Origin of the sequence: Eubacterium sp. CAG:156 (assembly GCF_000434315.1) — a bacterium.
Lineage (GTDB): Bacteria > Bacillota > Clostridia > Lachnospirales > Lachnospiraceae > Eubacterium_U > Eubacterium_U album.
The window spans coordinates 17,982-43,737 of sequence record NZ_FR878142.1 but is presented as its reverse complement, the minus strand read 5'-3'; the positions used below and the strand labels follow the sequence as shown (position 1 = coordinate 43,737).

Genomic DNA, 25,756 nt, shown 5'->3' with positions numbered 1-25,756 from the left:
AGCTTTTATATAATACCAGAGTCAAAAAGACCTAAGCCCACATAAGTTTGCTTATAAGTGGTCGAAAGACCTTTGTCTGATATCTTTGTCTGATATCTTTATCTTATAATCAGTTTTCCATCTTTTGCATCAACCGTAATAGTATCTCCCATATTTACATCTCCTTGTAAAATAATCTTTGCTACTAAGGTTTCTACATTCTTCTGTAAATATCTCTTAAGCGGTCTTGCACCATAAACCGGATCATATCCATTATCTGCGACAAATTTCTTTGCCTCGTCTGTAAGCACTAAATGTAAATCTTTGTCTGCAAGTCTTTCATTCAAATTTGCAACTATTAAATCTACAATGCCGCCAATATTATCACGGGTAAGTGGTTTAAACATAATAATTTCGTCTAATCTGTTTAAGAATTCAGGTCTGAAATGATTTCTCAAATCATTCATAACCATCTCTTCTGCCTCAGGCTTTATATCACCATTGTCATTGATTCCTTCAAGCAAATATGAAGAACCAATATTTGACGTCATAATTAATATTGTGTTTTTAAAGTCCACTGTTCTGCCCTGAGAATCTGTAATTCTACCATCGTCTAATACCTGTAATAATACATTAAATACATCCGGATGAGCCTTTTCAATTTCATCAAAAAGTACTACCGAATATGGTTTTCTACGAACTGCTTCAGTAAGCTGACCGCCTTCATCATATCCAACATATCCCGGAGGCGCTCCGATTAATCTTGACACTGAATATTTTTCCATATATTCACTCATATCAATACGAACCATATTTGTCTCATCGTCAAATAAATTCTGTGCAAGTGCTTTAGCAAGTTCTGTTTTACCTACACCTGTAGGTCCTAAAAACAGGAACGAACCTATTGGTTTACCAGGGTCTTTTATTCCCGCCTTTGATCTGATTATTGATTCAGTAATCTTTGTAACTGCTTCATCCTGTCCAATTACACGTTTGTGTAACTGTTCATCCAAATGAAGAGTTTTATTTCTTTCTGTTTCTGTCAGTTTAGCAACAGGTATTCCTGTCCAACGTGAAATGATTTTTGCAATTTCTTCATCTGTAACACTTTCACGTACCAAAGACAAATCTTTATTTTTTACATTTGCCTCTTCACTTTCTAACTGTTTCTGTAACTGAGGTAATCTACCATATTGTAACTCAGCCATCTTTTCAAGATCATACTTGCTCTGGGCAATCTGTATTTCTTTCTTGACCTGTTCAACCTGTTCACGAAGTTCCTGTAATTTGTTTACAGAATTCTTTTCGTTTTCCCACTGAGCTTTCTTATTGTTAAATGCATCTCTAAGTTCAGCTAATTCTTTTTGAAGTTCCTCTAATCTTTCTTTGCTCAAATTATCGGTTTCCTTCTTTAAGGCTGCCTCTTCAATTTCCATCTGCATAACTTTTCTTCTAAGTTCATCAAGTTCTGTAGGCATTGAATCAAGTTCTGTTTTTATCATCGCGCAAGCTTCATCAACAAGGTCAATTGCCTTATCAGGCAAAAATCTGTCAGTTATATAACGGTCAGATAATGTTGCTGCTGAAACTAATGCACTATCTGTAATTTTAACTCCGTGGAAGACTTCATATCTTTCTTTCAATCCTCTTAAAATTGAAATTGTATCCTCCACTGTTGGTTCATTGACCATAACAGGTTGGAAACGTCTTTCCAAAGCCTTATCCTTTTCAATATATTGTCTATATTCATCAAGCGTCGTTGCACCTATACAATGAAGTTCACCTCTTGCAAGCATAGGTTTTAACATATTACCTGCATCCATTGCACCATCTGTTTTTCCTGCGCCGACAATTGTGTGTAACTCATCAATAAATAAAATTATCTCTCCGTTACTGTTCTTTACATCTTCAAGTACAGCTTTTAAACGCTCTTCAAATTCACCTCTGTATTTAGCACCTGCTACCAATGCTCCTAAATCAAGTGAAAATATCTTTTTATCCTTCAATCCATCCGGAACATCTCCACTTACAATTCTTTGAGCCAGACCTTCTACTGCTGCTGTTTTACCTACACCGGGTTCACCGATTAAAACAGGATTATTTTTTGTCTTTCTTGACAATATACGAATTACATTTCTAATTTCACTGTCTCGTCCAATAACAGGGTCTAACTTTTGATTTCTTGCTCTCTCAACCAAATCCTGTCCATATTTTCCAAGTGCATCATAAGTAGCCTCAGGATTATCATTTGTTACTCTCTGATTTCCTCTTATCTCAGCTAATACCTTTAAGAATCTTTCCCTTGTAATACCATATTCTTTGAAAAATTCTTTAACTTCTTTATTTGGCTTAGCAATCATAGCAAGGAATAAATGTTCAACTGAAACATATTCATCTCCCATTCTCTTTGCTTCATCTTCTGCTGCTAATAATGCTGAATTAAGACTCTGACTAATATACCTCTGTCCGCCTTGTACTTTAGGTTTCTTACTAACATAATCTTCAATTCTGTTTTTAAAATGTGTTGTCTGGATTTCCATCTTTTCAACTAATTTTAAAATCAGACTGTCTTCTAAATTAACAAGGCTGTATATTAAATGTTCCTGATCAATTTCCTGATTACCAAATTCCTCAGCAACCTTTTCACAGTTCTGAACTGCTTCAATTGACTTCTGTGTAAATTTACTAATGTTCATCTTCTATACCTCCTTAACTTCTGTTTTAAATATTAGTTCTTCACTCTCTTTCTTAGGATTTTCCTTTCCTACAAATACGTTATAGCACTTTTGTTAGCACTCGTCAAGAGTGAGTGCTAATTATTTTTTAAAAATTTTTTAGCTTTTCTTTTGTTTTCATAAAAAGAACTGTTACATATCAATAACGCAACAGTTCCTTTTATGTAGCACAGAGCAAGCCGTAGTCATTAAATCATAGGTTTGCTTACCCTGACATCTTATATACTATGTATTTACATACTATTATCCGCCTTAATTTCATTAAAGTTTAGAGTATATCTATATGTTCTCCATTTAAAGCTTTGTTCATACTACGGACTGCACAGAATTTACCACACATTGAACATGTATCTTCATGTTCAGGTGCTCTGTCTGCTCTAATTGCTTTTGCAGTTTCAGGATCAAGTGCGCATTCCCACTGAGCATCCCAATCTAAAACTCGTCTTGCATCTCCCATTTTATCATCTATATCTCTTGCGCCTCTTACGCCTTTTGCGATATCAGCTGCATGAGCTGCGATTTTACTTGCAATTATTCCCTGTTTTACATCATCTAAATTTGGAAGTGCCAAATGTTCTGCAGGTGTAACATAGCAAAGGAAAGCTGCTCCATTCATTGCTGCAATTGCACCACCAATAGCTGCTGTTATATGATCATATCCGGGGGCTATATCTGTAACTAAAGGTCCTAAAACATAAAATGGTGCTCCCATACAAATTGTCTGCTGAACTTTCATGTTAGCTGCTATCTGATCCATTGGTACATGTCCCGGTCCTTCAACCATAACCTGAACATCTTTTTCCCATGCTCTCTTAGTTAATTCTCCAAGACGAACAAGTTCTTCAATCTGACATACATCTGTCGCATCTGCAAGACAACCCGGTCTGCAGGCATCTCCTAATGAAACAGTAACATCATATTCTCTACATATATCAAGAATTTCATCATAGTATTCGTAGAACGGATTTTCTTCTCCTGTCATGCACATCCATGCAAAAACAAGTGAACCTCCTCTTGATACAATATTCATTTTTCTTTTATGTTTGCGAATCTGCTCTATTGTTTTTCTTGTAATTCCACAATGAAGTGTAACAAAATCAACACCATCCTGTGCATGTAAACGTACTACATCTATAAAATCTTTTGCTGTTAAAGTATCCAAGTCTCTCTGATAATGAATTACACTATCATATACAGGTACTGTTCCTATCATTGCAGGACATTCACTTGTAAGTTTTTTACGAAATGGCTGTGTGTTTCCATGACTTGATAAATCCATGATTGCTTCGCCACCCATCTTTACGGCTGACATAACTTTTTCCATTTCAACATCATAATCTTTGCAATCCTTAGAAATTCCAAGATTTACGTTAATCTTTGTTTTTAACATAGAACCTATTCCTTCAGGATCGAGACACTTATGATTCTTATTAGCAGGAATTACAACTTTACCACTTGCTACAAGAGGTAAAAGCTCCTTTACTTCCATTTTTTCTTTTTTTGCTACAATTTCTAATTCCTTTGTTACAATTCCTTTTCTTGCAGCTTCCATCTGTGTTGCATATAATCTTTCTTCCATCGTAATTCTCCTTTATTATTTTACTTTAGTATATTCATTTGTAATAGCAAATCCATGATTCATAGGTCCACTTCCCTTTCCTAAATCAAGCATAGCTGCTAATGCTCCTGAAATATACTCTTTGGCTCTAAAAACTGATTCTTCCAAATCATATCCTTTTGCCAGATTTGATGCTATTGCTGATGATAATGTACACCCTGTTCCATGGGTATTTGGATTATCTATTCTTTTTCCATGAAACCATTTGAATTCATTATCTTTATATAATAAATCGCTGGCATCATTTTGGTTATGTCCTCCTTTGCAAAGGACTGCACAGTTATATGTTTTTGCAATTTTTTCTGCTGCCTTTATCATATCTTTTGAGTTGTTTATTTTTATTTGGGCCAGTTCTTCTGCCTCCGGAATATTTGGAGTAAGAATCGTTGCCAAATGAAACAATTCTTTTTTTAATGTGTCTACAGCATCTTCATTAATAAGCCTTGCGCCACTTGTTGCCACCATTACCGGATCAATAACAATATTTTTCGCTTTATATTGTTTTAATTTATCAGAAATAACTTTTATAAGTTTTTTCTCTGAAACCATTCCTACTTTAACTGCATCCGGTTCAATATCCGTAAATATGCTGTCAATTTCCTGTGCCAGAAATTCAGGTGTTGCATTCTGTATTGCCGCCACGCCTGTAGTATTTTGAGCAGTTAGGGCTGTAATGGCACTCATAGCATACACTCCGTTTGCCATCATCGTCTTTATGTCTGCCTGAATACCTGCTCCACCACTTGAATCACTTCCTGCAATTGTAAGGGCTGTCTTCATATAATTTCTCCTACTATTTATTATTTAATTTTCTTATTTGTCACATATATAGTAATTATATATATGTTCTCTTGTCTTACTTTACCTGATAATATTATTCTACAATTTTGCTTATTTCTTCTTTTAAGCCACTAGCTGCATTTTTTATATTATTTGCACCATAAATTGCACTAATTACTGCAATTCCGTCTATTTTACTTCCTGCCAATTCTTTAATGTTGTCATGAGTTATTCCACCTATTGCTACAACAGGAATTGACACTGCTTCACATATTTCTTTCAAAGTTTCATACGTTACTTCTTTTGCATCATCTTTTGAATTTGTTGGAAATACTGCTCCTACTCCAAGATAATCTGCACCTCTTTTTTCTGCCAAAAGTGCCTGTTCTACTGTCTGTGCAGATACACCTATGATTTTATCAGGTCCTAATTTTTCTCTTACCATACCTGCTTCCATATCACTTTGTCCTACATGGACACCGTCTGCTCCTATTTCTACAGCAATATCCACATTATCATTTATAATGAAAGGTACTTTATATTCTTTGCATAACTTCTTTAGTTCTTTTGCCTCTTCAAGGAAATGCTCCTCATCTAATTTTTTCTCTCTTAACTGAAGAAAAGTAACTCCTCCGTCAAGACTTTCTTTTACTACTTCGTATAAAGTTCTTCCGTTTAACCAATATCTGTCTGTTACTGCATACAATAACAAATCTTTTTTATCTAATTTCATATTTTGCTCCTTTATCGAGAGTTTCCTTATCCATATTATAGATTGCATCAATAATTCTATTTCTATATGTAGAATTACCGTCTCCCTCTTTCATATAACTCCATCCGATTTCACCTGCAAGACCCATTGTACAAACTGCTGCTGCAGCTGCCTCTAACTGTTCGTTAGGATTTGCTACTAAAAATGCTGTCATCATTCCTGAAAGCTGACATCCTGTTCCTGTTATTTTACCCATTTCAGGACGACCATTTCTTATAACAAAACATCTTTTTCCATCGCTTACTAAATCAATTGCTCCTGTAATAGCTATTATTGTTTCACTCTTTTTTGCAAATTCTTTTATAAATTTAATTGAATTTTCCAAATTTTTTTCGGTCACTGCATCTGCTACATCAGCATCTACACCTTTTGTTGTTCCGCTGCCATAAGCTAAGGTCTTAATCTCTGATATATTTCCACGAATTACATTAAATTCAATTTTATTCATTAATTCTACTGCAATATTTGTTCTAAGTACTGAAGCTCCTGCTCCAACAGGATCAAGTAATACCGTATGTCCCAATTTATTTGCTCTCTTTCCCGCAATAAACATACTTTCTATAGTTCTCTTATTCAATGTACCAATATTAATATTTAAGCCCTGGCAAATACTTGTAATATCCTCAACATCTTCCGGTTCATCAGACATAATCGGGCTTCCTCCACATGCCAATAAAACATTTGCCACATCATTAACTGTTACATAATTTGTAATATTATGAACCAAAGGTGTATTATTTCTGACTTCTTCTATGTATTTTCCTAACATGCACAATTCCCTCCTTTTACAAAAATAATGCGGATGTGCCTATAAAACACATCCGCACAAATATTGTTATCTCACAAAATCTGCTATAATTATGTTCCTACGTTGGCATTATCCAAATCAGGTTATGGGTCAAGGTATACAACCTACTCTCAGCAAGCTTATGCAAGCTCCCCTTTTATTTTCACAAATAACAATCTTTTTAATTGTTATTACTTTAATCAGTAACTAAACTAATTATCAATTTCATTCTTTTCTTCAACTATAGACGGCTTTCGTTTCTGTGTCAATACTAGTTTTTTAGCTATATCACTATAATCTTTTTAAACTGGCGCCGTTATATTTCTTTATTTTTCATAAACCACTTATATTATTTATTTTTCACCTATGGTTCTATTAATATAACTATCTATGACTTCAACTAATTCATTTACTTCTAAATTATCAACATTTATGCACAAATCATAATTTCCGGCCATTCCCCATTCTTCACCGGTATAATATCCATGATATTTGCTTCTTCTTTCATCTGTCTGCAGCACGGTATTATGAGCTTTTCTTACTGAAATGTTATGTTTCTTAGCAATGTTTTCTTCTCTTACTTTTTTGCTACCTGACAGGAAAATTGAAATACATTTAACATCATCTCTATATACATAATTGCCACATCTTCCAATTATAATAAAATTGTCTTCATCAATTACATTTTTCAACGCTTTACCTGCTGTACTGTATAACAACGAATCTTCTTCAGAAACCGTAATCGAATGCATAAGCATATCCATAGGTGTTTCTCCGTAAAAGTCAGGGTATCTTTCAAAATACCCTTTTTCCTTTGCCATTTTAGAAATTGCTTTTTTGTCAAATAATTTTAAATTATATTTTTGTGCCAATGCTTTTCCTAATTCATCTCCATTACATCCGCACTGTCTGGCTATTGTAATAATCATAATTGTACTCCTTCTTTAAGTAATCTGCAAAATTTATAGTTATCCACTTATGAGCAAATTTACGAGAGCTTAAACGTTTTGACCATGCATCTTAATATATTTCTATAAAAAATTTGCAAATACAGATGCTAAAACTACCGTCAAAATGCCTGTAACAGCTATTGCAAGACTGCTCATTGCACCTTCGATTTCTCCCATTTCAATTGCCTTTGCAGTTCCAATTGCATGAGAAGATGCTCCTAATGCCAATCCCTTTGAAATAGGTTCCGTAATCTTAAATATCTTGCAAATAAGTTCTCCAAATATATTTCCTAAAACTCCTGTAACTACGATTACTGCTACCGTAATTGTAACATATCCGCCTAATTCCTCTGAAACGCCCATACCGATTGCTGTAGTTATTGACTTTGGAAGTAAAGTAACATACTCCCTGTGTGTCATTTTCATTAATTTTGCCAAAATCAACACTGTACACAAACTGGTAAGCACTCCGGCTGATATTCCTAAAATTACTGCTTTAAAATTTCTTTTTAACAATTGCCACTGTTCATATAATGGAATTGCAAGGCACACTGTTGCCGGAGTTAAAAACCAGCTTAAATAAACTGCACCCTTGTTATATGTTTCATAATCTACATTTGCGCAAACCAAAATAACAATTGTAAATATAATTGAAATCAATAACGGATTAAATATCCCCAGTTTAAATTTTTTCTTTAATGCAAGACCAATCATATATGATACTAGACTTATGCTTACGCCCGCAAATAAAGATGTTTCAAGCAAATTATTCATATTTTTCATTCTCCTCTTTATCAGATTTTCCTTTTCGTATAACCCATTGTGAAACCTTTCCTGTTGCAGCCATAACTGTAACTATTGTTACTACTGTTATTATACTAACAGGCAATAGCAATGGTTTTAGTGTTCCCCATGACGACATAAGTCCTACTCCTGCCGGTATAAACATAACAGGCATTATTTCTATCAAAAATTTGCCAACATCTTTAACTGCATCAAGTGCAATCAATCCTGTAAGCAATCCTACAAGTAAAATAACCATTCCGTATATACTAGCCGGAATCGGTAATGGTAACACGTATTTTAACAACTCTCCTGCATATGAAATTACAAGTATTATTAAAAATTGTTTTAAATATTTCATCTTAAAGCTCCTTTAAAAATATGTACTGCCCCGTACTTTTGTCGGCGGCTAATCGTAGAAAACATTCTAAAAACAAACTTATTTCATTTTGTTTCTTCCTCTATAGATATAATATCATCTATAAAAATTTCTTTTCCATCGGTAAATTCAACTGTTTTTTTATACTCATCTATCTTTTTTATTTTGGAGCATATATTTAAATATGCCCCGCCCTCTTTATTTTCATCTTTTTTAAAATAAGTAATCTGCACATTTGGAATAGAGTCATTTTTATTTAATATCTGTTGTAATTTATAATCAAGTTCTCTTTTAACATTTTCATCTAATTCAATTTTATTATCAGTAATCCTTGCAGTTTCTTTCAACGCCTCCTCATGACCTGTCAGTGCAGCAAATGGTGAAAATTGTGCAGCCCTGTTATAAACCGTCATCCTTGGATGCCTTTTTGATGTTGGATGCTCCATATTTATAATATCTTCATAAGTATTCTTTGCCTCTTTACTCATTTTGCCATCTGCCTTTCCATACCTTATTAACATCTCTAACTTTTACATAATGTTAAATTAATAAAATTTCATTTATAATTTATATAAATATCTTTTTAACAAACTTAATTTTATGCTTTATGCCCACCAATCATTTCATTCCTCTCTATTGTTGTAGCACCTTCTGTCAAATTAGTTCCCTTTAAAATTGCGTTTTTCCCATATTTCTTTTTTATCTCTAACATAGCCTTTTGCATTTGTTTTTCTCTTTGTAACTGCTTTTCTTCTGTTTCTTTTTTCTTAGCCTGTTCTTCATAATCAGTAAATAGATCTAACTGTTCATAATCATCTTTTTTCACAACATCTTTTTCATTTATAACATGATTTGCTGCTATATTTATTCTTCGTATTAACAAATTCTTATTTACAATTTCATCATATAATTTTAAAACTGCCTCAGTTATAAGCTTTGTAGATGAACAATGTTCTTTTAAATTTGTTGTCCCATGAGCGTGTTTTGGTATCTTTCTTCCATAATAATCCGTTGTTACACTTCCATCGTACTTTTTTCTTATTTCAGGATTTTTAATACACTCTATGTCATATCCTACTGTAAGCACAATTTGATTAGTAACCAGTTCTTTTTCAACTAAATCAAGAACAAGAAGTTCAATCATTTCTCCAACAACAACTCTTGCCTTTTCCCACATGTATGGGCATTGCAATACCTGCCCTGAACCTAAGCTGTTAGTTTCAGGTTTATAGGATTTAACATCTTCAATTGTACATGGCTCCCATCCCCACGCATGGTCTATCAGTAATTCTGCATTTACACCAAATAACTTGTACAAAAGTTCTTCATTATGGAATTCATTTTCCTTTCCAACTGAACATCTGGCAATATCTCCCATCGTATACAAACCATATTTCTCAAGTTGCTTTGCATATCCTCTTCCGACTCTCCAAAAATCTGTAATTGGTCTATGATTCCATAATTGTTTTCTGTAAAGCATTTCATCCAAATAAGCAATTCTTACGCCATCTTCATCTGCCGGAATGTGCTTTGCCATAATATCCATTGCAATCTTACACAAATATAAATTTGTACCAATACCTGCCGTTGCTGTAATTCCCGTTGTCTGTTGAATATCTTTTATTATTTTCTTTGCCAACTGCTTAGGAGTTAATTCATATGTTTTTAAATAATGCGTCACATCCATAAATACTTCATCAATAGAATAAACATGTATATCCTCAGATGCAATGTATTTAAGATATATTTCATAAATTCTGGCACTGTATTGCATATACAGTGCCATTCTTGGTTTCGCTACAATATAATCAACCCCTACGTATGGAGATTTTTTTATAACATTATCATTATACGATAATTCATGGAAAACTCCTTCCGGCAATTTTGCCTTTCTTTCCTCATTAACTTCTTTTATTTTTTGAATCACTTCAAATAATCTGGCTCTGCCCGGAATCCCATAAGCTTTAAGTGACGGCGAAACAGCCAGACATATTGTTTTTTCAGTTCGGCTTTTGTCAGCCACCACCAAATTTGTAGTCATACAATCTAACTTTCTTTCCCTGCATTCAACTGATGCATAAAAAGACTTTAAATCTATGGCTATATATGTTTTTTCATTTTCTGCCACTTTGCTCCTCCACTATTAATATTCTTCCGCAATGTCTATATCTTTTGCCTCTTCTTCTGCTGTTTCTCCTGAAAGTGGAGACTTATGAAGAAATGCCACATAATATCCACATCCTACAATTCCTGCTCCTCCGACAATATTGCCAAGTGTTACAGGTATCAAATTATTTACAAGAAAATTAAACCATGTAAGTCCATCTGCTGTTATACCATACTCTGATGCTGTTAACAATCCTGCAACTCCAAAATACATATCCGCTATGCAATGCTCAAATCCGCATAATACAAATATCATTACCGGCCAGAAACTTGTCATTAATTTTCCTGACACTCTTTTTGCTGCAAATGACATCCAAATTGCAATACATACCAATATATTGCATAATATTCCTCTCACAAAACTATCTGAAACCGCTAAATCTGTTCTCGCTTTTGCAGCATTTACTATTGCACCTGCCAAATCTCCCTGAAATAAATTAGGAGTATGTCCATATACAACTAAAACTGCAACAAAAGTTGTTCCAATGAAATTTCCTATATATACAAATAACCAGTTTTTTAACATCTTCCATATGCTGTTTTTCCCTGCCAAAACAGATAAAATTATCAAATTATTCCCTGTAAACAATTCACTTCCTGCAACAAGAACCATTGCCATTCCTGCCGGAAATACCATTGCCCCTACAAGCTTAGCTACTGAAGCGACTGATATACTGCTTGCTGCTACTGTTGAACCTATACCTGCAAATCCTATAAACATTCCTGCGAAAAATCCAAGTAATATCATCTTGAAAATTGGCAGATTGCTTTTGTGTATTCCTATTTCTATATAACTTTTTGCTATCTCTAATGGTGAATGCATTTTACCGCTCCTTTTTCTGTGTATTTTTGCTTATTTGCATTTTATTTTTATTGTTATTTTATATTTATAATTGTTCTTTTAACGTAAATGTATTTTTATCTATTTCTATTATTCCGTCATTTTTCATTTTAGACAACTCATTACTCATTGCACTTCTGTCTACATTTAAATAATCAGCCAGCTGTTGTCTATTAAATGGGATTGTAAACTTATAACTTCCACTTAATTTCGCCTGATCCGAAAAATATGCTAACAGTCTTCCTCGAATGGATTTAGATGATGTGTGTAATATTCTTCTTGAAAGCATTAAATTTTTCTGTGCTGATATCCGTAGCAAATTTTTTATCAGTTTTTCATGATGACCACATGTATTTGGGCATGTTTCAAGAACTCTGTAAGCATTTAAAAACAAAATTTCTGTATTTTCCGTTGCTACTGCATTTACAAGAAGTGCCTCTCCCGGTATACTTGCATATGTTTCTCCAAATATAAATCCCGGCTCTATATGACTTAATATGCTTTTATTCCCCCACAAATCATCGCTTTCAATATTTACTCCGCCTTCAACAACCATTCCAAACAATTGTATTGATTCCCCTACTCTATAAATATCTTCACCTTTTTTATATTTTTTTGTAACTGCCCCAAGGCAACTTAACATTGTCTTTATTTCTTCTTCACTCATCCCTTTAAATAATTTTGAATTGGACAAGAGTTGATAATTCATCGTTGCACCTCATAAAATAATTTTACATATAACATATAATTAACTATCTTTATTGTTGTTTTAACAACAGATTTGTCATACTGATTGTACTATACTAGCATTATCAAATCAATATACAAATAATTGTAATAAATTTCAAATTGGAGGTCTAATATGATTCGTCGTATTATAGAAATTAATGAAGAAAAGTGTAATGGATGTGGTATTTGTGCAAATGCCTGCCATGAAGGTGCAATTGAGATTGTTAATGGTAAAGCTAAGCTTCTTCGTGAAGATTATTGTGATGGTTTAGGAGACTGCCTTCCTACATGTCCTATGAATGCAATTTCTTTTGTTGAACGTGAAGCTCCTGAATATAATGAAGCTGCTGTAAAGGCTGCTCAGGCAAAAAAATCTGCTGCTCCCACTCCTTTTGTATGTCCGGGTATGAGAGCTAAAGCATTAAAGCCTGCAAATACTGAAAATGTGCAGACTTCTGTACCTTCAAGTCAATTAATGCAGTGGCCTGTTCAGATTAAATTAGTTTCACCTAATGCTTCATTTTTTGATGGTGCTAAATTACTCATTGCCGCTGACTGTACTGCTTATGCATATGCTAACCTCCATCAGGATTTTATTAAAAATCATGTAACTATTGTAGGTTGTCCAAAATTAGATGATACTGACTATTCAATCAAATTAACTGAAATAATTAAAAATAACGACATTAAAGAAGTAACTATTGTAAGAATGGAAGTTCCATGTTGTGGTGGTTTAGAAAATGCAGCCAAAACAGCAATTAAAAACAGTACAAAGTTTATTCCTTGGAACGTAGTTACAATTTCTACAGATGGAAGAATCTTAGATTAACTTAATCTATAAATTGCTATTTTAGCACTTATTATTTGTTAAAATAATTATTTTAAAGTCGGGGATTTTTTTGACTCCGACTTTCTTTATATTCCACCTCACAATGTATACCATTGTCTTTGTCTGTATCATCCCACTACTAAAGCAGATTAAGAACTTTCGCAATTAAAAACGTGCACCGCAAAGTACACTTAAAAAATTCCCGGAATTTTTTCTTCCGGGAATTTTATTAACACTTTTTCTGTCTCAACATATATTTATTAACATATCAGACAGTATTATATTAAGTATTCTTCTAATGCCAAATATAATTTTTCCATTTCCTCATCCGTGCCAATTGTGATTCTTAAATAATTATCTATTCTTGGTTTCTTAAAATATCTTACATAAATATTTTTTGTTTTAAGATAATTAAATATATCTTCTGCTTTTGCACTTTTATGTGTTGCAAATAAAAAGTTTGTCTTTGAATCAGTGCATGTAAATCCTAATTCTTTTAGTTTAACTTTTGCCTTCTCTCTTGTAGCAATTATTTTTTCCACAAGATTTTTGAAATAAGCATCGTCTTTTATAGCTTCTACACCTGCATAGATTGTTGGAAAATTCATTGTATATGAATTATATGAGAACTTAACTGCAAGCATTGCACTGATTAACTTTTCATTTCCCATTGCATAACCGATTCTAAGACCTGCTGCTGAACGGGATTTTGAAAATGTTCTTACAACAAGCACATTATCATATTTTTCAATGAATTTTAATGCTGAAGTTGCTCCAAAATCTACATATGCTTCATCAACAATTACTACCGAATCCTGATTATTTTTTATAATTTCCTCAACCTTGTCTATTGACATTTCTACTGCTGTTGGAGCATTTGGATTAGGAAATACGATTCCACCATTTTCCCTAAAATAATCCTCAGGTATTATTTCAAAATTATCGTCTAATTTTATTGTTTCATAAGGAATCTCAAATAAATCTGCCCATACATCGTAAAAAGAATATGTAATATCAGGGAATAATATCGGTTTATCTGAATTAAAGAATGTTAAAAATGCCATTCCTAAAACGTCATCTGAACCTACTCCTACAAATACCTGGTTTGATTTAACTCCATAATATTTAGCAATTGCATCAACTAATTCTGTTGCATCCGGGTCCGGATATTTTCGAAGAATTGCCGAATCCATATCACAAAGTGCTTTGCTTACTCCCGGTGCCGGTGGGTAAGGATTTTCATTAGTATTTAATTTTACTACATTCTCTGTCTTTGGCTGTTCGCCGGGTGTGTATGGAGTTACTTTTCTAATATACTGTTCCCAAGTCTTCATTTCTATCCCTTTCTGTCATTATCTTCTTTATCAATATATTAATTCCAATCATTATAACTATTGCCGTACATGCTCCGCATGTATCTATGCATACATCAAAAAATTTAGGACTTCTTCCATCTACAAATCCCTGGTGGAATTCATCTGTGCACGCATAAATAAACGGAACGACAATTGTCATTAACTGGTATCTTATCCTTTTACTTCTGTATGCTCTAAATGTCATTGCAAACATAGTTATCAATATCCCCAATATTGCATATTCTCCAAAATGTCCTGTCTTTCTTACAAAAAAACTGGTTTTATTAAATATGTCCTGTTGCTTTAATAAATCCTTGCTGTCATATTCAGGCTCTATATATTTAACTACTTTAACAGTAATCTTATCACTAAGAGACTGAGATGATTCACCATTCTCAGCTGAAAATCCAAATATGGTTCCCATCCAGAATCCTATTAAAATAAGCAGCACTATTCTAACTATGTAAATTTTTTTCATTTTAAGAGCATTTCCTTTGTTGTCTATTAATCTGTTTCGCTGATTGCATTTATTTTATTTAAACAAACAAAATAAATACCGCTTTATAATGCATGACCTTTTTTGTTAATTACATCTACTACATAGTCAACGCATTTTTCTGCTTCTTCATCAGTTCTTGCTTCAACCATTACTCGAATTACAGGCTCTGTTCCACTTTCTCTTACAAGAATTCTTCCGTCTTCTCCAAGCTTATCTGCAATTTCTTTTACTGCTGCCTGAACATCTGCATCCTGCTGTGCTTCCGGTTTACTCTTAACCTTTACATTTTTAAGGCACTGTGGATAGATTGTAACAGGTGATGTAAGTTCTGACATTTTTTTCTTGCTTGCAAGCATTACTTCCATTAATTTGATTGATGTTAAAATACCATCTCCCGTTGTTGCATACTTACCAAAAATAATATGACCTGATTCTTCTCCACCAAGTTTATATTCATTTTCTCTCATGCATTCATAAACATATTTGTCACCTACTGCTGTCTTTTCATAATCAATGCCTACTGCATCAAATGCTTTATAAAGACCGATATTTGACATAATTGTTGTTACAACTGTATTATTTACAAGAGTTCCTTTCTGTTTCATATAAACTCCGGCAACATATAAAATTAAATCACCATTAACAACATTTCCTTTTTCATCTACACATAAACATCTGTCAGCGTCTCCATCATATGCAAATCCGATATCTAACTTATTTCCAATAACGTATTTCTGTAATTCTTCAATATGTGTTGAACCACATTCTTTATTAATATTAGTTCCATCCGGTGTATCATTAATTACATGTGTTTCTGCACCAAGTGCATCAAATACTCCTTTTGCAATTGAAGATGCACTACCATTAGAACAGTCAAGACCAACTTTGATATTTCTATATGAATGTGTTGCAAGTGACATCAAATAACCCATATATCTGTTTCTTCCTGCAAAATAGTCAACTGTTCTTCCGATTTTTTCCATTCTTGCATATGGAATACTTTCTAAATCACTGTCTAAGTATTTTTCTACTTCATCAATGACCTCCTGTTCCATCTTTTCACCATTGCCATTAATTAACTTAATTCCGTTATCATAGAATGGATTATGGCTTGCTGATACCATAATTCCGCAATCAAAATCTCCTGTTCTTACAACATATGAAACACTTGGTGTTGTAGTAACGTGTAATAAGTATACATCTGCACCTGTAGATGTAAGCCCTGCTGACAAAGCGTCTTCGAACATGTAACTGCTTCTTCTTGTATCTTTTCCAATAACAACTGAGCATTTATGATATCTTCCATAATACCATCCTATGAATCGTCCTATCTTGAATGCATGCATTGCTGTTAAATTAACATTTGCTTCTCCTCTAAAACCATCTGTTCCAAAATATTTTCCCATTTCCACTAATTCATTGTCTACTATATATTTGAATATAAGCACCGACAATTTCCTTTCATCATTTTTATGACCTTACGTCATATATCCAAATTCATTTCATTTGGCACTTTTTTTATTATATAATATTCCATCTTCATTTACAACCTGAACCCTATATTCCGACCCTTTATCCGACCCTCAAGTATGATAAATTGTATAATCCGACATTTATCTACAAGATATATATTTAATTCCGACTTTTTTTCCTTTATTACTGTCATAATTGTCTATTTTGTGTCGATATATTCTTTCCATATTTCTTCATATTTCTGATATAATTTAATAGGCTTTACAGCAATAATTTAGAAGAGGACATTTAAAATGATTAATGAAAATGAACTTCTACTAAAGGAAACGGAAGATTTACTTCTTGAAATACAGCAGTTGAAAAAGCAGTTAGAATACGAATCACAAAAGCATAAACAATGGAAAGCACTTGCAATGGTATTTCATGACTCATTGTGGGATATGGTGAATAAATATGTACTTATAAAATGATGCCGGATTTCACAAAAGGCACAAAAATAAAGTGACATCAGGAAATAATCCCTGATGCCACTTTATTTTTGATATAAGCACTTATCTTTAATTATAAATTCCTTATCGCATACATCTAACGCAGCCTGTTTATGAGTAATTATGATACATGTTCTTTCTTTTAATTTCTTTATATTTTCCAACACTCTCTTTTCTGTCATTTCATCAAGCGCTGATGTTGCTTCATCTAACAATAAGATTGGTGCTCCACTTATAACTGCTCTCGCAATTGCAATTCTTTGTGCCTGACCTTCTGATAATCCCATGGCGTTTTCACCAATCTTAGTATCCATTCCATTTGGTAATTTGCTTACGAAATCATATATATCACTTGCTATTAATGCCTGCTTTATTGTTTCATCATCTGCATCTTTGATTAAAGTTAGGTTCTCTCTTATTGTACCGCTAAACAAAAAATTTCCCTGAGGTACATACGCAAACATTCTTCTTGTATCAGGTGAAACAGTAACTTCTTCTCCATCTTTAAAGCATAACTTTATCTCACCTTCATCCGGTCTAAAAACTCCTAGCAAAAGTTTAAACAAAGTACTTTTTCCAATTCCGGAAATTCCCCTTATCGCCACAAATTCACCTTTACTAAAATCTGCATTTCCTTCTTTAAGTACAATATCTCTTCCATAGCTAAATCTTATATTTTTAAATATACCTTTATCGAATTTATCATAGAGTTCTTTTACCGTTTCCTTTGGTTCGTTTCTTTGTTCATCCTGTATATTCTCAATCTCGATTATTCTTTCTGCCGAAGCCAAAATACTGTAATATTGCGGAATAACCTTAGTTATATTGAAAAATGGAGTTTGTATCTGGGATATTAACTGAAGCATTGCAGTCAAAGTACCAAAACTCATTGTCTTTGCGCATACTTTTAATGCACACCAGATTAATGCAAACAAATACCCTGCATTAAAAATGAAACTAAATCCTGTGTTTGCACATATACTTATGACCCTTCGTTTCATTTTCATATCATAATTTTTCTTTTGAAGTATGTCGCCTTTTTCAGCAAACTTATCCTCTACGCCAAATGTTTTTACAGCTAGAATGCTTTCTATTGATTCCTGATAAAATGATCTTACTTTTCCATCTGTCTCCTGAACAGCCTTATGTAGACTTTTTAATTTTTTTCTAAAAAATAATGTTGTTACTGACAATACAATTCCTGCTGCTAAAAATAAAATAGTAAATCTCCAGTCAAATGAAACAAGCACTATAAAAGCACCTAAGAATTGGAAAACGCAAAACAAAATAGTTGGAATAATTGATGTAACTCCTTCTGTAACTATTTTCATATCGCTTGTCAGACGGTTAATTAACTCTCCACTATGATATTTCATTATATCACTATAATTTTTTCTTATAACGCTCTGATACAATTGCGATCTCATGCTCATTTCAAGACCTGCCTGTGCCTTAACAGTCATGCTCTGCGTTGCAATTCTAAGAATCATTCTAAACAAAATTGTGCATAAAATAATAATGCCCACAACTATAATCTGGTTTCTAAATTTAATAAATTCATCGTGTCCCTGCGCATCTGCTGCATTCGCTGCCGCATCTATCGCAAACTTACTTAAAACCGATAAGCCTGTTCCAATTAGTGCAAGAATTATATTTGCTATACTTAAAATAATTATTCTAAAGCTTTGCTTCTTAGCTTTAGCTTTTATCCATACAAGACTTTCTCTATCTTTCATTATCTAAATCAAATTCTTTCTCTATTATTATAAATAATATATTTGTAATCAGTTATCCTTTTTTTTGCCAGAATAACTATTCAAATATATTTGCGTCTTTCATTTTCTCAATGAATTTTTCTACGTCCTTCGTTGCAGTTTCACTGTCTATTTCAAACTCTTCAGTTATCGTTTTGACTATTTCATCACTATTCATTCCACTTTGTAATTTTTCAAATATAAATGCACCTGTATCATTTGTTGTTATCATTCCATTAAATTCGTTTGTCTCATTTCCTGTAGGAACAATTACGTTACTTCCTCCTACTTTTCTTAAAATAAACCCTTCTTTTATCTTCATTTCATTCTCCTTCTATAAAAAGAAAAGGAGCTTTCAAAGCTCCTTTTCTTTATGTAATTATTATTATTTTGTAACTTTTCCCTTGAATCCGGCTTTCTTTAAATTCTTCTTTAATTTCTTGAATTCTTTAGCTTTCATCTTCTTATTAACTTTAACTGTAATCTTAGCTGAATTTAATCCCTTGAAAGCACCTTTCTTTACTGTGAAGCTCTTTGTTCCTTTAACAATAATCTTCTTTACTTTCTTAGCTCCTGTGAATCCCATCTTGTTAACTCTCTTAATTGTAGCTGGAATTACAATCTTTTTAGCTTTCTTAGCTGTCTTAGCAAATGCTTTAGCCTTAATTACTGTTACTGTGTAAGTTACCCTATCAACTGTTACTGTGCCAGGTACTGTAGCAATATTCTTATTAACTGTAACATCGTTAATTTCAGCTGTTCCATCAGCCTTAGTATCTACATTGTTGCCTTCTGTAGTTGTAACATTCTTCTTATCAACTGGTACAACACTTACTGTCGGACTTGCAACTGCTGCCTGTACTCCTGAAACTGAACTAACTGCTACTACTGCTGCCATTGCTAATACAGCAACTTCTTTCAATAACTTCTTCATCATTATTAAGTTCCTCCTGTCCTCTATTGAGCTTTATTTATTAATTCACAACATCGACCAAAGCCAAGTCGATTGCCCTATAGCAAACTTTTTACAATCATAAAAGCTCACCATAGGCACATTATACTACTAAAGAGTGTCTTTTTAAATACTTTTTTATATAAAACTATATATTTTTGACATTTTCGGTAAAATTTATACATAAATATTGTGTATTATTAATACATTTTTTCTTAGTATTATAACTTATTAATATTTACCACTATAATATTTCTGTTTACTGTATTTATTTTTCAAATCTGTTGCACGGTTTAAAACCACTCCTAATATTTTACATCCTGATCTTTCAAGCTGTTTTATTGAATTCTTAACTTCTGCTCTTGTGGTTTCTCCACTTCTTATAACAAGAATCGCTCCATCACACATGCTTCCAATTTTTTCAGCATCCGAAACAAGTCCTAGTGGTGGTGCATCTACAAATACATATCTGTAATCTTTTGAAAGTTCATTTAACATATTTCCAAATTTGTCACCTTCAAGTAACATTGATGGATTAATTATATTTTCTACATTCGGAATAATGTCTCCATTTTCAAACGGACTTTCATATGTAACTTCATCCAATGAAAAATCTCCTGCAAGATAATTTGTAAGACCTTTCATTTCTTTCCCATCCTGACGCTCCATATCATTTTTCTTCACTAATACTGAATTTCTCATATCAGCATCAACTAACACTGACTTAATTCCGGCATTAGCCATCTGTTTCCATATCTGCATTGTAACAAAACTTTTACCTTCATTTGGCAATGTACTTACAACCATAATTTTCTTTATTTCATTTCCTAAAAAGCTGACATTTATACGAAGACGGTTTATTGATTCTTCTACAGCATAAGGAATTTCCTGTATTGAATCCATTTTAATTTTATTCATTTTACTTTCTCCTCAAGCTTATTTTTTCGGTGTATAATATTTTTTTCCTTTTGCATAATTGCTATATGCACCATATTTCACATTTCCATCAGGAATAACAGTAAGTGGAATAATTTCTAAATATTTTTCAATATCTTCTTCTGTCTTAATTGTATCATCGGTAATAAATAAGAATGTCAATACTGCTAATACTAAAACCATTCCTCCAAGTGCACCCATCATTGTATTCTTCTTAAGGCTTGGTGAACTTTTAAATTTAGGTGTAATTGCTCTTTCTGCAATATTTGGTGCTGTAGTTCCCATTAATTTAGGAATTTCAGTAACTGCCTTTTCAGCCAATGCATTAGCTATAATCTTAGCTTCCTTTGGTTTAGTGCTAACAGCTGATATTTTCAAAATACGTGTATCTTCTACTGTAGAAATACTAATCATTCCGTTAAGCTGTTCATATGAATATCCTAAATCATTTTCCTTGCTTACTGCTTCTACTATAGGACGTACATGTAACAATTCTGCATAATCTTCTGACAATGAAGTTCCTATACTCAAATCTGCAAGGTTAACTACTGAATTGTTTGAAGCAGATACCATGTATACTTTAGCTGTAGCAGTGTACTTTGGTGTTATTAAAAATTTTGTTCCAAGACCTGCAATTATAGCTCCAACTACAAAACCAATTATGATAAAAATAATCTTTTTGCGGTAATAGTTAAATAAGTCTAAAAGATTAATTTCCACTTCATCTTCTTTTTCATTCATATTAATCTTATTTACCTGTTGTTTCATTTTTTCTTTCCTTTACTCTTTATTATTATGTTCCTTTATTCCAAATAAATCCTCCATAGTTGTAACCATAGAATCTTTATCTACGTAAAATTCCATATGATCAAGATCATCACCTAATGACTGACCAACTTTTGATTCTCCCTGCAATTCATATATTCCCTTGTTTGTTCCACTTGCAAATATGTTGCTTATGTTTGATATTGTTCCAACCGTTATATCTGTAGTTGCTTTATCCTGTAATTGTTCAAATATTTCAGTTGTATAATTACTGTTTGACTTAATTTTATCCTGTAATTTTTTGAAGAAGCCTGTCATATACTGTTGTTGTCGCTTCATTCTTGATGCATTTTCTTCATCGCCAACACCATATCTGTCATGTACATAAGCATATGCTTCATCATCAGTAAGTTGTAATGTTGCTCCTTTTTTCATTTCAGGATATTTGTCTGTAAAATCTTCTTCTAATGTTACTGTAACTCCACCGACAATTTGATTAAGTGTAGGAATTTCACTCATGTTAAGTTCATAATAGCCATTAATTTCCATACCGCCTAACAGTTTCTTTACAGCTTTTACTGTATTCTTACAGCTCTGTTCTTTAGTTCCTCCATACCAATGTGCTGTACACAACTGAATAGTAGCTGTTGCAGCCCCCTTACCATCATGATTAATTAACGATATCTCTGTCATGGTATCTCTGTTAAATTGCAGAAAACTATAAGTTCCATCTGTTTTATCAACAATAACAAGCATTAAAAAATCTGCCATACTGCCCTGATATTCATCGCCTTCTCCATCATTTCCTGAAGCATCTGTTCCAATAAGAAGGTAATTTTCAAAATCATGATAATAATCATATTTTTTCTTATTAAGCTTTATTTTTCCTCTTGCGACCTGAACATTCCAGTCATTAATAGAATCCTCATCCGAAACATTCGTCTTTTCCGTCTTATTATCAATATACTGGAGTCCATATCCAAAAGCTATAATAAATAATATGAATATCAATATACCTGCAGCAATTTTTATGTATTTTTTTCTTTTCTTTTTCATTTGATTAACACCCTATCAATTTTATTTAGTATCAAATCCAAGCACTTCTCTTCCCAGATTATCTATTTGTTCAACCATCTTTTTACCATATTTATCTGATATATAATCATATCCGCTTATAAGATTTGGTTTTCGGTTCTCAACATTATGACAATCACTTCCTAAAATAAGAGGTTTATCACTTTCTATTAACTTTTTTACGACTTTTCTTTTCTTTCTATTGTCATGAAAATCTGCATTTACCTGAAAAATAACAGGTAATTCAAGCATTTCCTTCCAAATTTTTTTCCTTGTCTGAAAAGCATAAAATCTTTCTATATGTGCCAAAATAACCGTAATATGTCTCTCTTCCATCAGCATTATGACATCCTGCAAAACAAATTTGTTCCATTGTGTGAAAGGAAGCTCGAGTAGAATCGCATCTGTATCTTCTATACACAGTTTTTCCAATTCTCTTGCCTGTCCTATTCCATTAAAATAACACACCTCAGCTCCAAGCTTTATAGCAGGATACGCATCATCTTTCATGTATTCGGTACATGCTTTTAATTTATTAAATGACTTTTCTCTGTCTTTTAGGAAATGTCCGACTGAATTATTTTGAGCATAAAAATGAGGAGTTGCTAACATTGTAATAACTCCTTGACTCTTTGCTATACGAAGCATGTCAAGTGATTCCTCCTCGCAACTGCTTCCATCATCTATACCAGGCAATACATGAGAATGAAAATCAATCATTTCTGCCTCCTTTTATTTCGAAAATCAAGTAATTCATACACTATTGTTAGGCTTAATATCCCCAATAATCTTTTACTTTATATATGATATTTTAAAAAATCATAACTGTCAAGTAAAAGCCTTTCTATCCCTACCTTTGCTTTCTGTTTTTATACCTTATTAAAACTATGGTCAACACACTCATAACCAATGTTTTATAGTCCATAAATAAAAAAGTAGCAAACAAATTTATCTTACATCACTAAAAGTAACCTTACATAATTTTAGTATTTACTTTTTGATGTAAAACAAAATTCCATTTGTCCGCTACATAAAATAACTATATTTATTTTTCTTTATAATGATGTGCTTCCTCTAACATCATATCTTTTACTTTCATTAATCGAATCTGTGTGCTTCGTTCATTTTCATCTAATTTCATAGTAATATACTTTATATTTTTCTGTGCCTCAGGAATTATAACATGTTCTAAGGCATTAACTCTTCTTCTTGTTTTCTCGATTTCACTTGAAAGCAACTGACATGATTTTTCAATCTGTGCTAATCGTACCATATCTTCTCTGATATCTGCGAGAGATGTGACTGCATCATCTAAGTCTCCTGTTGTAAATGCAAATCCGTAAGAATATATGTCATTTAGATTAGCCGTCTTAGATTTAACGGAATATACCGGAATATCTACACTCATTATATTTTTCTTATCTACATTTAGTTCAAGTTTTTGCTTTGTTGCCATTAAAGCCGTTGTTAATGTTTCAGTATTCATTCCCGCCTTAGCAACAACAAAAATTGTATTTGCCTTTTTTATGGATTCCTCAACCTTTAGTCTAAGTTCCATATTTTCCCTTGCCAAATCCAAAAACTGTCTCATAAGCTCATCTCTTTTATCTTTTAAAAGTTTATGTCCCTTTACTGCAGATACAAGTTTCTTCTTCTGTTTCGTCAATTCCATTCTTGTAGGATTAACCTGAGTGTTTGCCATTCTCTCACCTCGCTTTCTAAACGCTTTTTGTATCACTTATTTTTCTTTGTAATACATATCAAGATATTTATCATCAATACGTTTAAGTTCTGCACGAGGCAAAATATTAAGCAATTTCCATCCTATATCCATTGTTTCTTCAATGCTTCTGTCTGACTGGTATCCCTGTGATACATACTTCTTTTCAAATTCATCAGCAAATTTTGCATAAATTCTGTCTGTTTCTGAAAGTGCTGCCTCACCTAAAATAACCATCAGTTCTTTAGCATCCTTACCTCTTGCATATGCTGAGAACAACTGGTTCATTACATTTGAATGATCTGCTCTTGTTTTTCCTTCCCCAATGCCTTTATCTTTAAGTCTTGAAAGCGATGGAAGAACATCTATTGGTGGCTGAATGCCTTTTCTGTAAAGCTCACGGCTTAAAATAATCTGTCCTTCAGTTATATATCCTGTAAGGTCAGGAATTGGATGTGTCTTATCATCTTCAGGCATTGTAAGAATAGGAATCATTGTTACGCTACCGTCTTTACCTCTCTGACGTCCTGCTCTTTCATACATCGTTGCCAAATCAGTATACATATATCCCGGATATCCTCTACGTCCCGGAACTTCTTTTCTTGCTGCAGAAATTTCTCTTAAAGCATCTGCATAGTTAGTAATATCCGTAAGAATTACAAGAACATGCATTCCTTTTTCAAATGCAAGATATTCTGCTGCAGTCAATGCCATTTTCGGTGTGGCAATACGTTCAACAGCCGGGTCATTTGCTAAATTTATAAACAATACTGTTCTATCAATCGCTCCTGTTTCTTTGAAACTATCTATAAAATAATTTGCCTCTTCAAATGTTATACCCATAGCTGCAAATACTACGGCGAACTGTTCATCTTTTCCTTTTACCTTTGCCTGTCTTGCAATCTGCGCTGCTAACTGTGCATGTGGAAGACCTGAAGCTGAGAAAATTGGCAATTTCTGTCCTCTTACTAATGTGTTTAATCCATCAATTGCTGAAATTCCTGTTTCAATAAATTCTGAAGGGTAATTTCTTGCTGCCGGATTCATAGGTACACCATTAATATCTCTTCTCTCTTCCGGAAGAATTGCGGGTCCGTCATCTATTGGGTTACCTAATCCGTCAAATACTCTTCCAAGCATATCTTCCGAAACGCCAAGTTCCATGCTTCGACCTAAAAATCTTACTTTACTGTTTGAAAGGTTAATTCCTGTAGAACTTTCAAATAACTGTACCAGTGCATTTTTGCCATCTATTTCAAGCACTTTACAACGTCTTGTTTCACCATTTGCAAGTTCTATTTCTCCAAGTTCATCGTAAGTAACATTTTCTACGTCCCTAACAAGCATCAAAGGACCTGCTACTTCCTGAATTGTTCTATATTCCTTTGCCAT

At 33.0% G+C, this 25,756-nt stretch carries 26 protein-coding genes and 1 riboswitch; of the genes, 2 read left to right on the top strand and 24 right to left on the bottom strand.

What is annotated here, in order from left to right:
* Positions 1-98 precede the first annotated feature (98 nt).
* The 12 genes from clpB to ABMA45_RS02420 form a co-directional block, all read right to left on the bottom strand.
* A complete protein-coding gene (gene clpB, locus ABMA45_RS02475) occupies positions 99-2,675 on the bottom strand; it encodes an ATP-dependent chaperone ClpB (protein ID WP_022088301.1) in 2,577 nt (858 codons plus the stop codon).
* Between the two features lie 307 nt (positions 2,676-2,982).
* Positions 2,983-4,293 (bottom strand): phosphomethylpyrimidine synthase ThiC, encoded by a 1,311-nt coding sequence (gene thiC / locus ABMA45_RS02470; RefSeq protein WP_022088300.1) that lies wholly within the window; start codon positions 4,291-4,293, stop codon positions 2,983-2,985.
* A gap of 15 nt (positions 4,294-4,308) precedes the next feature.
* Positions 4,309-5,112 (bottom strand): bifunctional hydroxymethylpyrimidine kinase/phosphomethylpyrimidine kinase, encoded by an 804-nt coding sequence (thiD, locus tag ABMA45_RS02465; RefSeq protein ID WP_022088299.1) that lies wholly within the window; start codon positions 5,110-5,112, stop codon positions 4,309-4,311.
* Positions 5,113-5,206: 94 nt separating this feature from the next.
* Positions 5,207-5,845, bottom strand: coding sequence for a thiamine phosphate synthase (gene thiE / locus ABMA45_RS02460; protein WP_022088298.1), 639 nt, complete (start codon positions 5,843-5,845; stop codon positions 5,207-5,209).
* Positions 5,832-6,653, bottom strand: coding sequence for a hydroxyethylthiazole kinase (gene thiM, locus ABMA45_RS02455; protein WP_022088297.1), 822 nt, complete (start codon positions 6,651-6,653; stop codon positions 5,832-5,834). Before thiM ends, thiE begins: the two co-directional genes overlap by 14 nt.
* A gap of 77 nt (positions 6,654-6,730) precedes the next feature.
* Positions 6,731-6,837, bottom strand: a riboswitch (TPP riboswitch).
* Between the two features lie 187 nt (positions 6,838-7,024).
* On the bottom strand, positions 7,025-7,600 hold the full coding sequence (locus tag ABMA45_RS02450; protein WP_022088296.1) for a cytidylate kinase-like family protein: 576 nt from the start codon (positions 7,598-7,600) through the stop codon (positions 7,025-7,027).
* Positions 7,601-7,702: 102 nt separating this feature from the next.
* Positions 7,703-8,395: an LrgB family protein gene (locus ABMA45_RS02445; protein WP_022088295.1), complete on the bottom strand. Its 693-nt coding sequence runs from the start codon at positions 8,393-8,395 to the stop codon at positions 7,703-7,705.
* Complete coding sequence (locus ABMA45_RS02440; RefSeq protein WP_022088294.1) at positions 8,388-8,765, bottom strand: CidA/LrgA family protein; 378 nt, start codon at positions 8,763-8,765, stop codon at positions 8,388-8,390. Before ABMA45_RS02440 ends, ABMA45_RS02445 begins: the two co-directional genes overlap by 8 nt.
* 83 nt (positions 8,766-8,848) lie before the next feature.
* The gene (locus ABMA45_RS02435) at positions 8,849-9,271 is read right to left on the bottom strand and encodes a hypothetical protein (RefSeq protein ID WP_022088293.1); all 423 of its coding nucleotides are present in this window, start codon (positions 9,269-9,271) and stop codon (positions 8,849-8,851) included.
* Positions 9,272-9,381: 110 nt separating this feature from the next.
* The gene (locus ABMA45_RS02430; protein WP_022088292.1) at positions 9,382-10,911 is read right to left on the bottom strand and encodes a Y-family DNA polymerase; all 1,530 of its coding nucleotides are present in this window, start codon (positions 10,909-10,911) and stop codon (positions 9,382-9,384) included.
* 15 nt (positions 10,912-10,926) lie between these two features.
* On the bottom strand, positions 10,927-11,772 hold the full coding sequence (locus tag ABMA45_RS02425) for a formate/nitrite transporter family protein (protein WP_022088291.1): 846 nt from the start codon (positions 11,770-11,772) through the stop codon (positions 10,927-10,929).
* 64 nt (positions 11,773-11,836) lie between these two features.
* The gene (locus ABMA45_RS02420; protein WP_022088290.1) at positions 11,837-12,499 is read right to left on the bottom strand and encodes a Crp/Fnr family transcriptional regulator; all 663 of its coding nucleotides are present in this window, start codon (positions 12,497-12,499) and stop codon (positions 11,837-11,839) included.
* Positions 12,500-12,652: 153 nt separating this feature from the next.
* Here ABMA45_RS02420 and ABMA45_RS02415 point away from each other — a divergent pair, with 153 nt between their 5' ends.
* Entirely contained in the window at positions 12,653-13,348 is a 696-nt protein-coding gene (locus ABMA45_RS02415; protein ID WP_022088289.1) for an ATP-binding protein, read from the top strand.
* Between the two features lie 278 nt (positions 13,349-13,626).
* Here the strand turns inward: ABMA45_RS02415 and hisC are convergent, their stop codons facing one another.
* The 3 genes from hisC to glmM all read right to left on the bottom strand — a co-directional run bounded on the left by hisC (position 13,627) and on the right by glmM (position 16,608).
* On the bottom strand, positions 13,627-14,682 hold the full coding sequence (hisC, locus tag ABMA45_RS02410) for a histidinol-phosphate transaminase (RefSeq protein ID WP_022088288.1): 1,056 nt from the start codon (positions 14,680-14,682) through the stop codon (positions 13,627-13,629).
* The gene (locus ABMA45_RS02405; protein ID WP_022088287.1) at positions 14,657-15,181 is read right to left on the bottom strand and encodes a VanZ family protein; all 525 of its coding nucleotides are present in this window, start codon (positions 15,179-15,181) and stop codon (positions 14,657-14,659) included. Before ABMA45_RS02405 ends, hisC begins: the two co-directional genes overlap by 26 nt.
* Positions 15,182-15,264: 83 nt before the next feature.
* Entirely contained in the window at positions 15,265-16,608 is a 1,344-nt protein-coding gene (gene glmM, locus ABMA45_RS02400; protein ID WP_147586503.1) for a phosphoglucosamine mutase, read from the bottom strand.
* A gap of 360 nt (positions 16,609-16,968) precedes the next feature.
* On the opposite strand from glmM, the gene ABMA45_RS02395 reads away from it, so the two are divergent.
* A complete protein-coding gene (locus ABMA45_RS02395) occupies positions 16,969-17,145 on the top strand; it encodes a hypothetical protein (RefSeq protein ID WP_022088285.1) in 177 nt (58 codons plus the stop codon).
* Between the two features lie 62 nt (positions 17,146-17,207).
* On the opposite strand, the gene ABMA45_RS02390 is transcribed toward ABMA45_RS02395, so the two are convergent.
* The 9 genes from ABMA45_RS02390 to ABMA45_RS02350 all read right to left on the bottom strand — a co-directional run bounded on the left by ABMA45_RS02390 (position 17,208) and on the right by ABMA45_RS02350 (position 25,756).
* Positions 17,208-18,899: an ABC transporter ATP-binding protein gene (locus tag ABMA45_RS02390; RefSeq protein ID WP_022088284.1), complete on the bottom strand. Its 1,692-nt coding sequence runs from the start codon at positions 18,897-18,899 to the stop codon at positions 17,208-17,210.
* Positions 18,900-18,975: 76 nt separating this feature from the next.
* Positions 18,976-19,239, bottom strand: coding sequence for a PqqD family protein (locus tag ABMA45_RS02385; RefSeq protein ID WP_022088283.1), 264 nt, complete (start codon positions 19,237-19,239; stop codon positions 18,976-18,978).
* 63 nt (positions 19,240-19,302) lie between these two features.
* Positions 19,303-19,854 carry a leucine-rich repeat protein gene (locus ABMA45_RS02380; protein WP_022088282.1) on the bottom strand — a complete coding sequence of 184 codons (552 nt, stop codon included), beginning with the start codon at positions 19,852-19,854 and terminating at the stop codon, positions 19,303-19,305.
* A gap of 246 nt (positions 19,855-20,100) precedes the next feature.
* Positions 20,101-20,787: a CpsD/CapB family tyrosine-protein kinase gene (locus ABMA45_RS02375; RefSeq protein WP_022088281.1), complete on the bottom strand. Its 687-nt coding sequence runs from the start codon at positions 20,785-20,787 to the stop codon at positions 20,101-20,103.
* Between the two features lie 18 nt (positions 20,788-20,805).
* Positions 20,806-21,573, bottom strand: a complete 768-nt coding sequence (locus ABMA45_RS02370; RefSeq protein WP_022088280.1) for a YveK family protein — start codon at positions 21,571-21,573, stop codon at positions 20,806-20,808.
* Positions 21,574-21,585: 12 nt separating this feature from the next.
* Positions 21,586-22,626: an LCP family protein gene (locus ABMA45_RS02365; RefSeq protein ID WP_022088279.1), complete on the bottom strand. Its 1,041-nt coding sequence runs from the start codon at positions 22,624-22,626 to the stop codon at positions 21,586-21,588.
* A gap of 21 nt (positions 22,627-22,647) precedes the next feature.
* A complete protein-coding gene (locus tag ABMA45_RS02360) occupies positions 22,648-23,364 on the bottom strand; it encodes a CpsB/CapC family capsule biosynthesis tyrosine phosphatase (protein WP_022088278.1) in 717 nt (238 codons plus the stop codon).
* A gap of 325 nt (positions 23,365-23,689) precedes the next feature.
* A complete protein-coding gene (locus tag ABMA45_RS02355) occupies positions 23,690-24,346 on the bottom strand; it encodes a V-type ATP synthase subunit D (protein ID WP_022088277.1) in 657 nt (218 codons plus the stop codon).
* 36 nt (positions 24,347-24,382) lie between these two features.
* Positions 24,383-25,756: a V-type ATP synthase subunit B gene (locus tag ABMA45_RS02350; protein WP_022088276.1), complete on the bottom strand. Its 1,374-nt coding sequence runs from the start codon at positions 25,754-25,756 to the stop codon at positions 24,383-24,385.

Coding starts and splice junctions, on each gene's coding strand:
- ABMA45_RS02415 (WP_022088289.1), top strand. CDS start 12,653: ATGATTCGTCGTATTATAGAAATTAATGAAGAAAAGTGTAATGGATGT.
- ABMA45_RS02425 (WP_022088291.1), bottom strand. CDS start 11,772: ATGCATTCACCATTAGAGATAGCAAAAAGTTATATAGAAATAGGAATA.
- ABMA45_RS02390 (WP_022088284.1), bottom strand. CDS start 18,899: ATGAAAGATAGAGAAAGTCTTGTATGGATAAAAGCTAAAGCTAAGAAG.
- ABMA45_RS02380 (WP_022088282.1), bottom strand. CDS start 19,854: ATGATGAAGAAGTTATTGAAAGAAGTTGCTGTATTAGCAATGGCAGCA.
- ABMA45_RS02395 (WP_022088285.1), top strand. CDS start 16,969: ATGATTAATGAAAATGAACTTCTACTAAAGGAAACGGAAGATTTACTT.
- hisC (WP_022088288.1), bottom strand. CDS start 14,682: ATGAAGACTTGGGAACAGTATATTAGAAAAGTAACTCCATACACACCC.
- thiC (WP_022088300.1), bottom strand. CDS start 4,293: ATGGAAGAAAGATTATATGCAACACAGATGGAAGCTGCAAGAAAAGGA.
- ABMA45_RS02350 (WP_022088276.1), bottom strand. CDS start 25,756: ATGGCAAAGGAATATAGAACAATTCAGGAAGTAGCAGGTCCTTTGATG.
- ABMA45_RS02370 (WP_022088280.1), bottom strand. CDS start 21,573: ATGAAACAACAGGTAAATAAGATTAATATGAATGAAAAAGAAGATGAA.
- ABMA45_RS02365 (WP_022088279.1), bottom strand. CDS start 22,626: ATGAAAAAGAAAAGAAAAAAATACATAAAAATTGCTGCAGGTATATTG.
- ABMA45_RS02405 (WP_022088287.1), bottom strand. CDS start 15,181: ATGAAAAAAATTTACATAGTTAGAATAGTGCTGCTTATTTTAATAGGA.
- clpB (WP_022088301.1), bottom strand. CDS start 2,675: ATGAACATTAGTAAATTTACACAGAAGTCAATTGAAGCAGTTCAGAAC.
- thiE (WP_022088298.1), bottom strand. CDS start 5,845: ATGAAATTAGATAAAAAAGATTTGTTATTGTATGCAGTAACAGACAGA.
- ABMA45_RS02420 (WP_022088290.1), bottom strand. CDS start 12,499: ATGAATTATCAACTCTTGTCCAATTCAAAATTATTTAAAGGGATGAGT.
- ABMA45_RS02385 (WP_022088283.1), bottom strand. CDS start 19,239: ATGAAGATAAAAGAAGGGTTTATTTTAAGAAAAGTAGGAGGAAGTAAC.
- thiM (WP_022088297.1), bottom strand. CDS start 6,653: ATGTTAGGAAAATACATAGAAGAAGTCAGAAATAATACACCTTTGGTT.
- ABMA45_RS02355 (WP_022088277.1), bottom strand. CDS start 24,346: ATGGCAAACACTCAGGTTAATCCTACAAGAATGGAATTGACGAAACAG.
- glmM (WP_147586503.1), bottom strand. CDS start 16,608: ATGGGAAAATATTTTGGAACAGATGGTTTTAGAGGAGAAGCAAATGTT.
- ABMA45_RS02360 (WP_022088278.1), bottom strand. CDS start 23,364: ATGATTGATTTTCATTCTCATGTATTGCCTGGTATAGATGATGGAAGC.
- ABMA45_RS02450 (WP_022088296.1), bottom strand. CDS start 7,600: ATGATTATTACAATAGCCAGACAGTGCGGATGTAATGGAGATGAATTA.
- ABMA45_RS02445 (WP_022088295.1), bottom strand. CDS start 8,395: ATGAATAATTTGCTTGAAACATCTTTATTTGCGGGCGTAAGCATAAGT.
- thiD (WP_022088299.1), bottom strand. CDS start 5,112: ATGAAGACAGCCCTTACAATTGCAGGAAGTGATTCAAGTGGTGGAGCA.
- ABMA45_RS02435 (WP_022088293.1), bottom strand. CDS start 9,271: ATGAGTAAAGAGGCAAAGAATACTTATGAAGATATTATAAATATGGAG.
- ABMA45_RS02375 (WP_022088281.1), bottom strand. CDS start 20,787: ATGAATAAAATTAAAATGGATTCAATACAGGAAATTCCTTATGCTGTA.
- ABMA45_RS02440 (WP_022088294.1), bottom strand. CDS start 8,765: ATGAAATATTTAAAACAATTTTTAATAATACTTGTAATTTCATATGCA.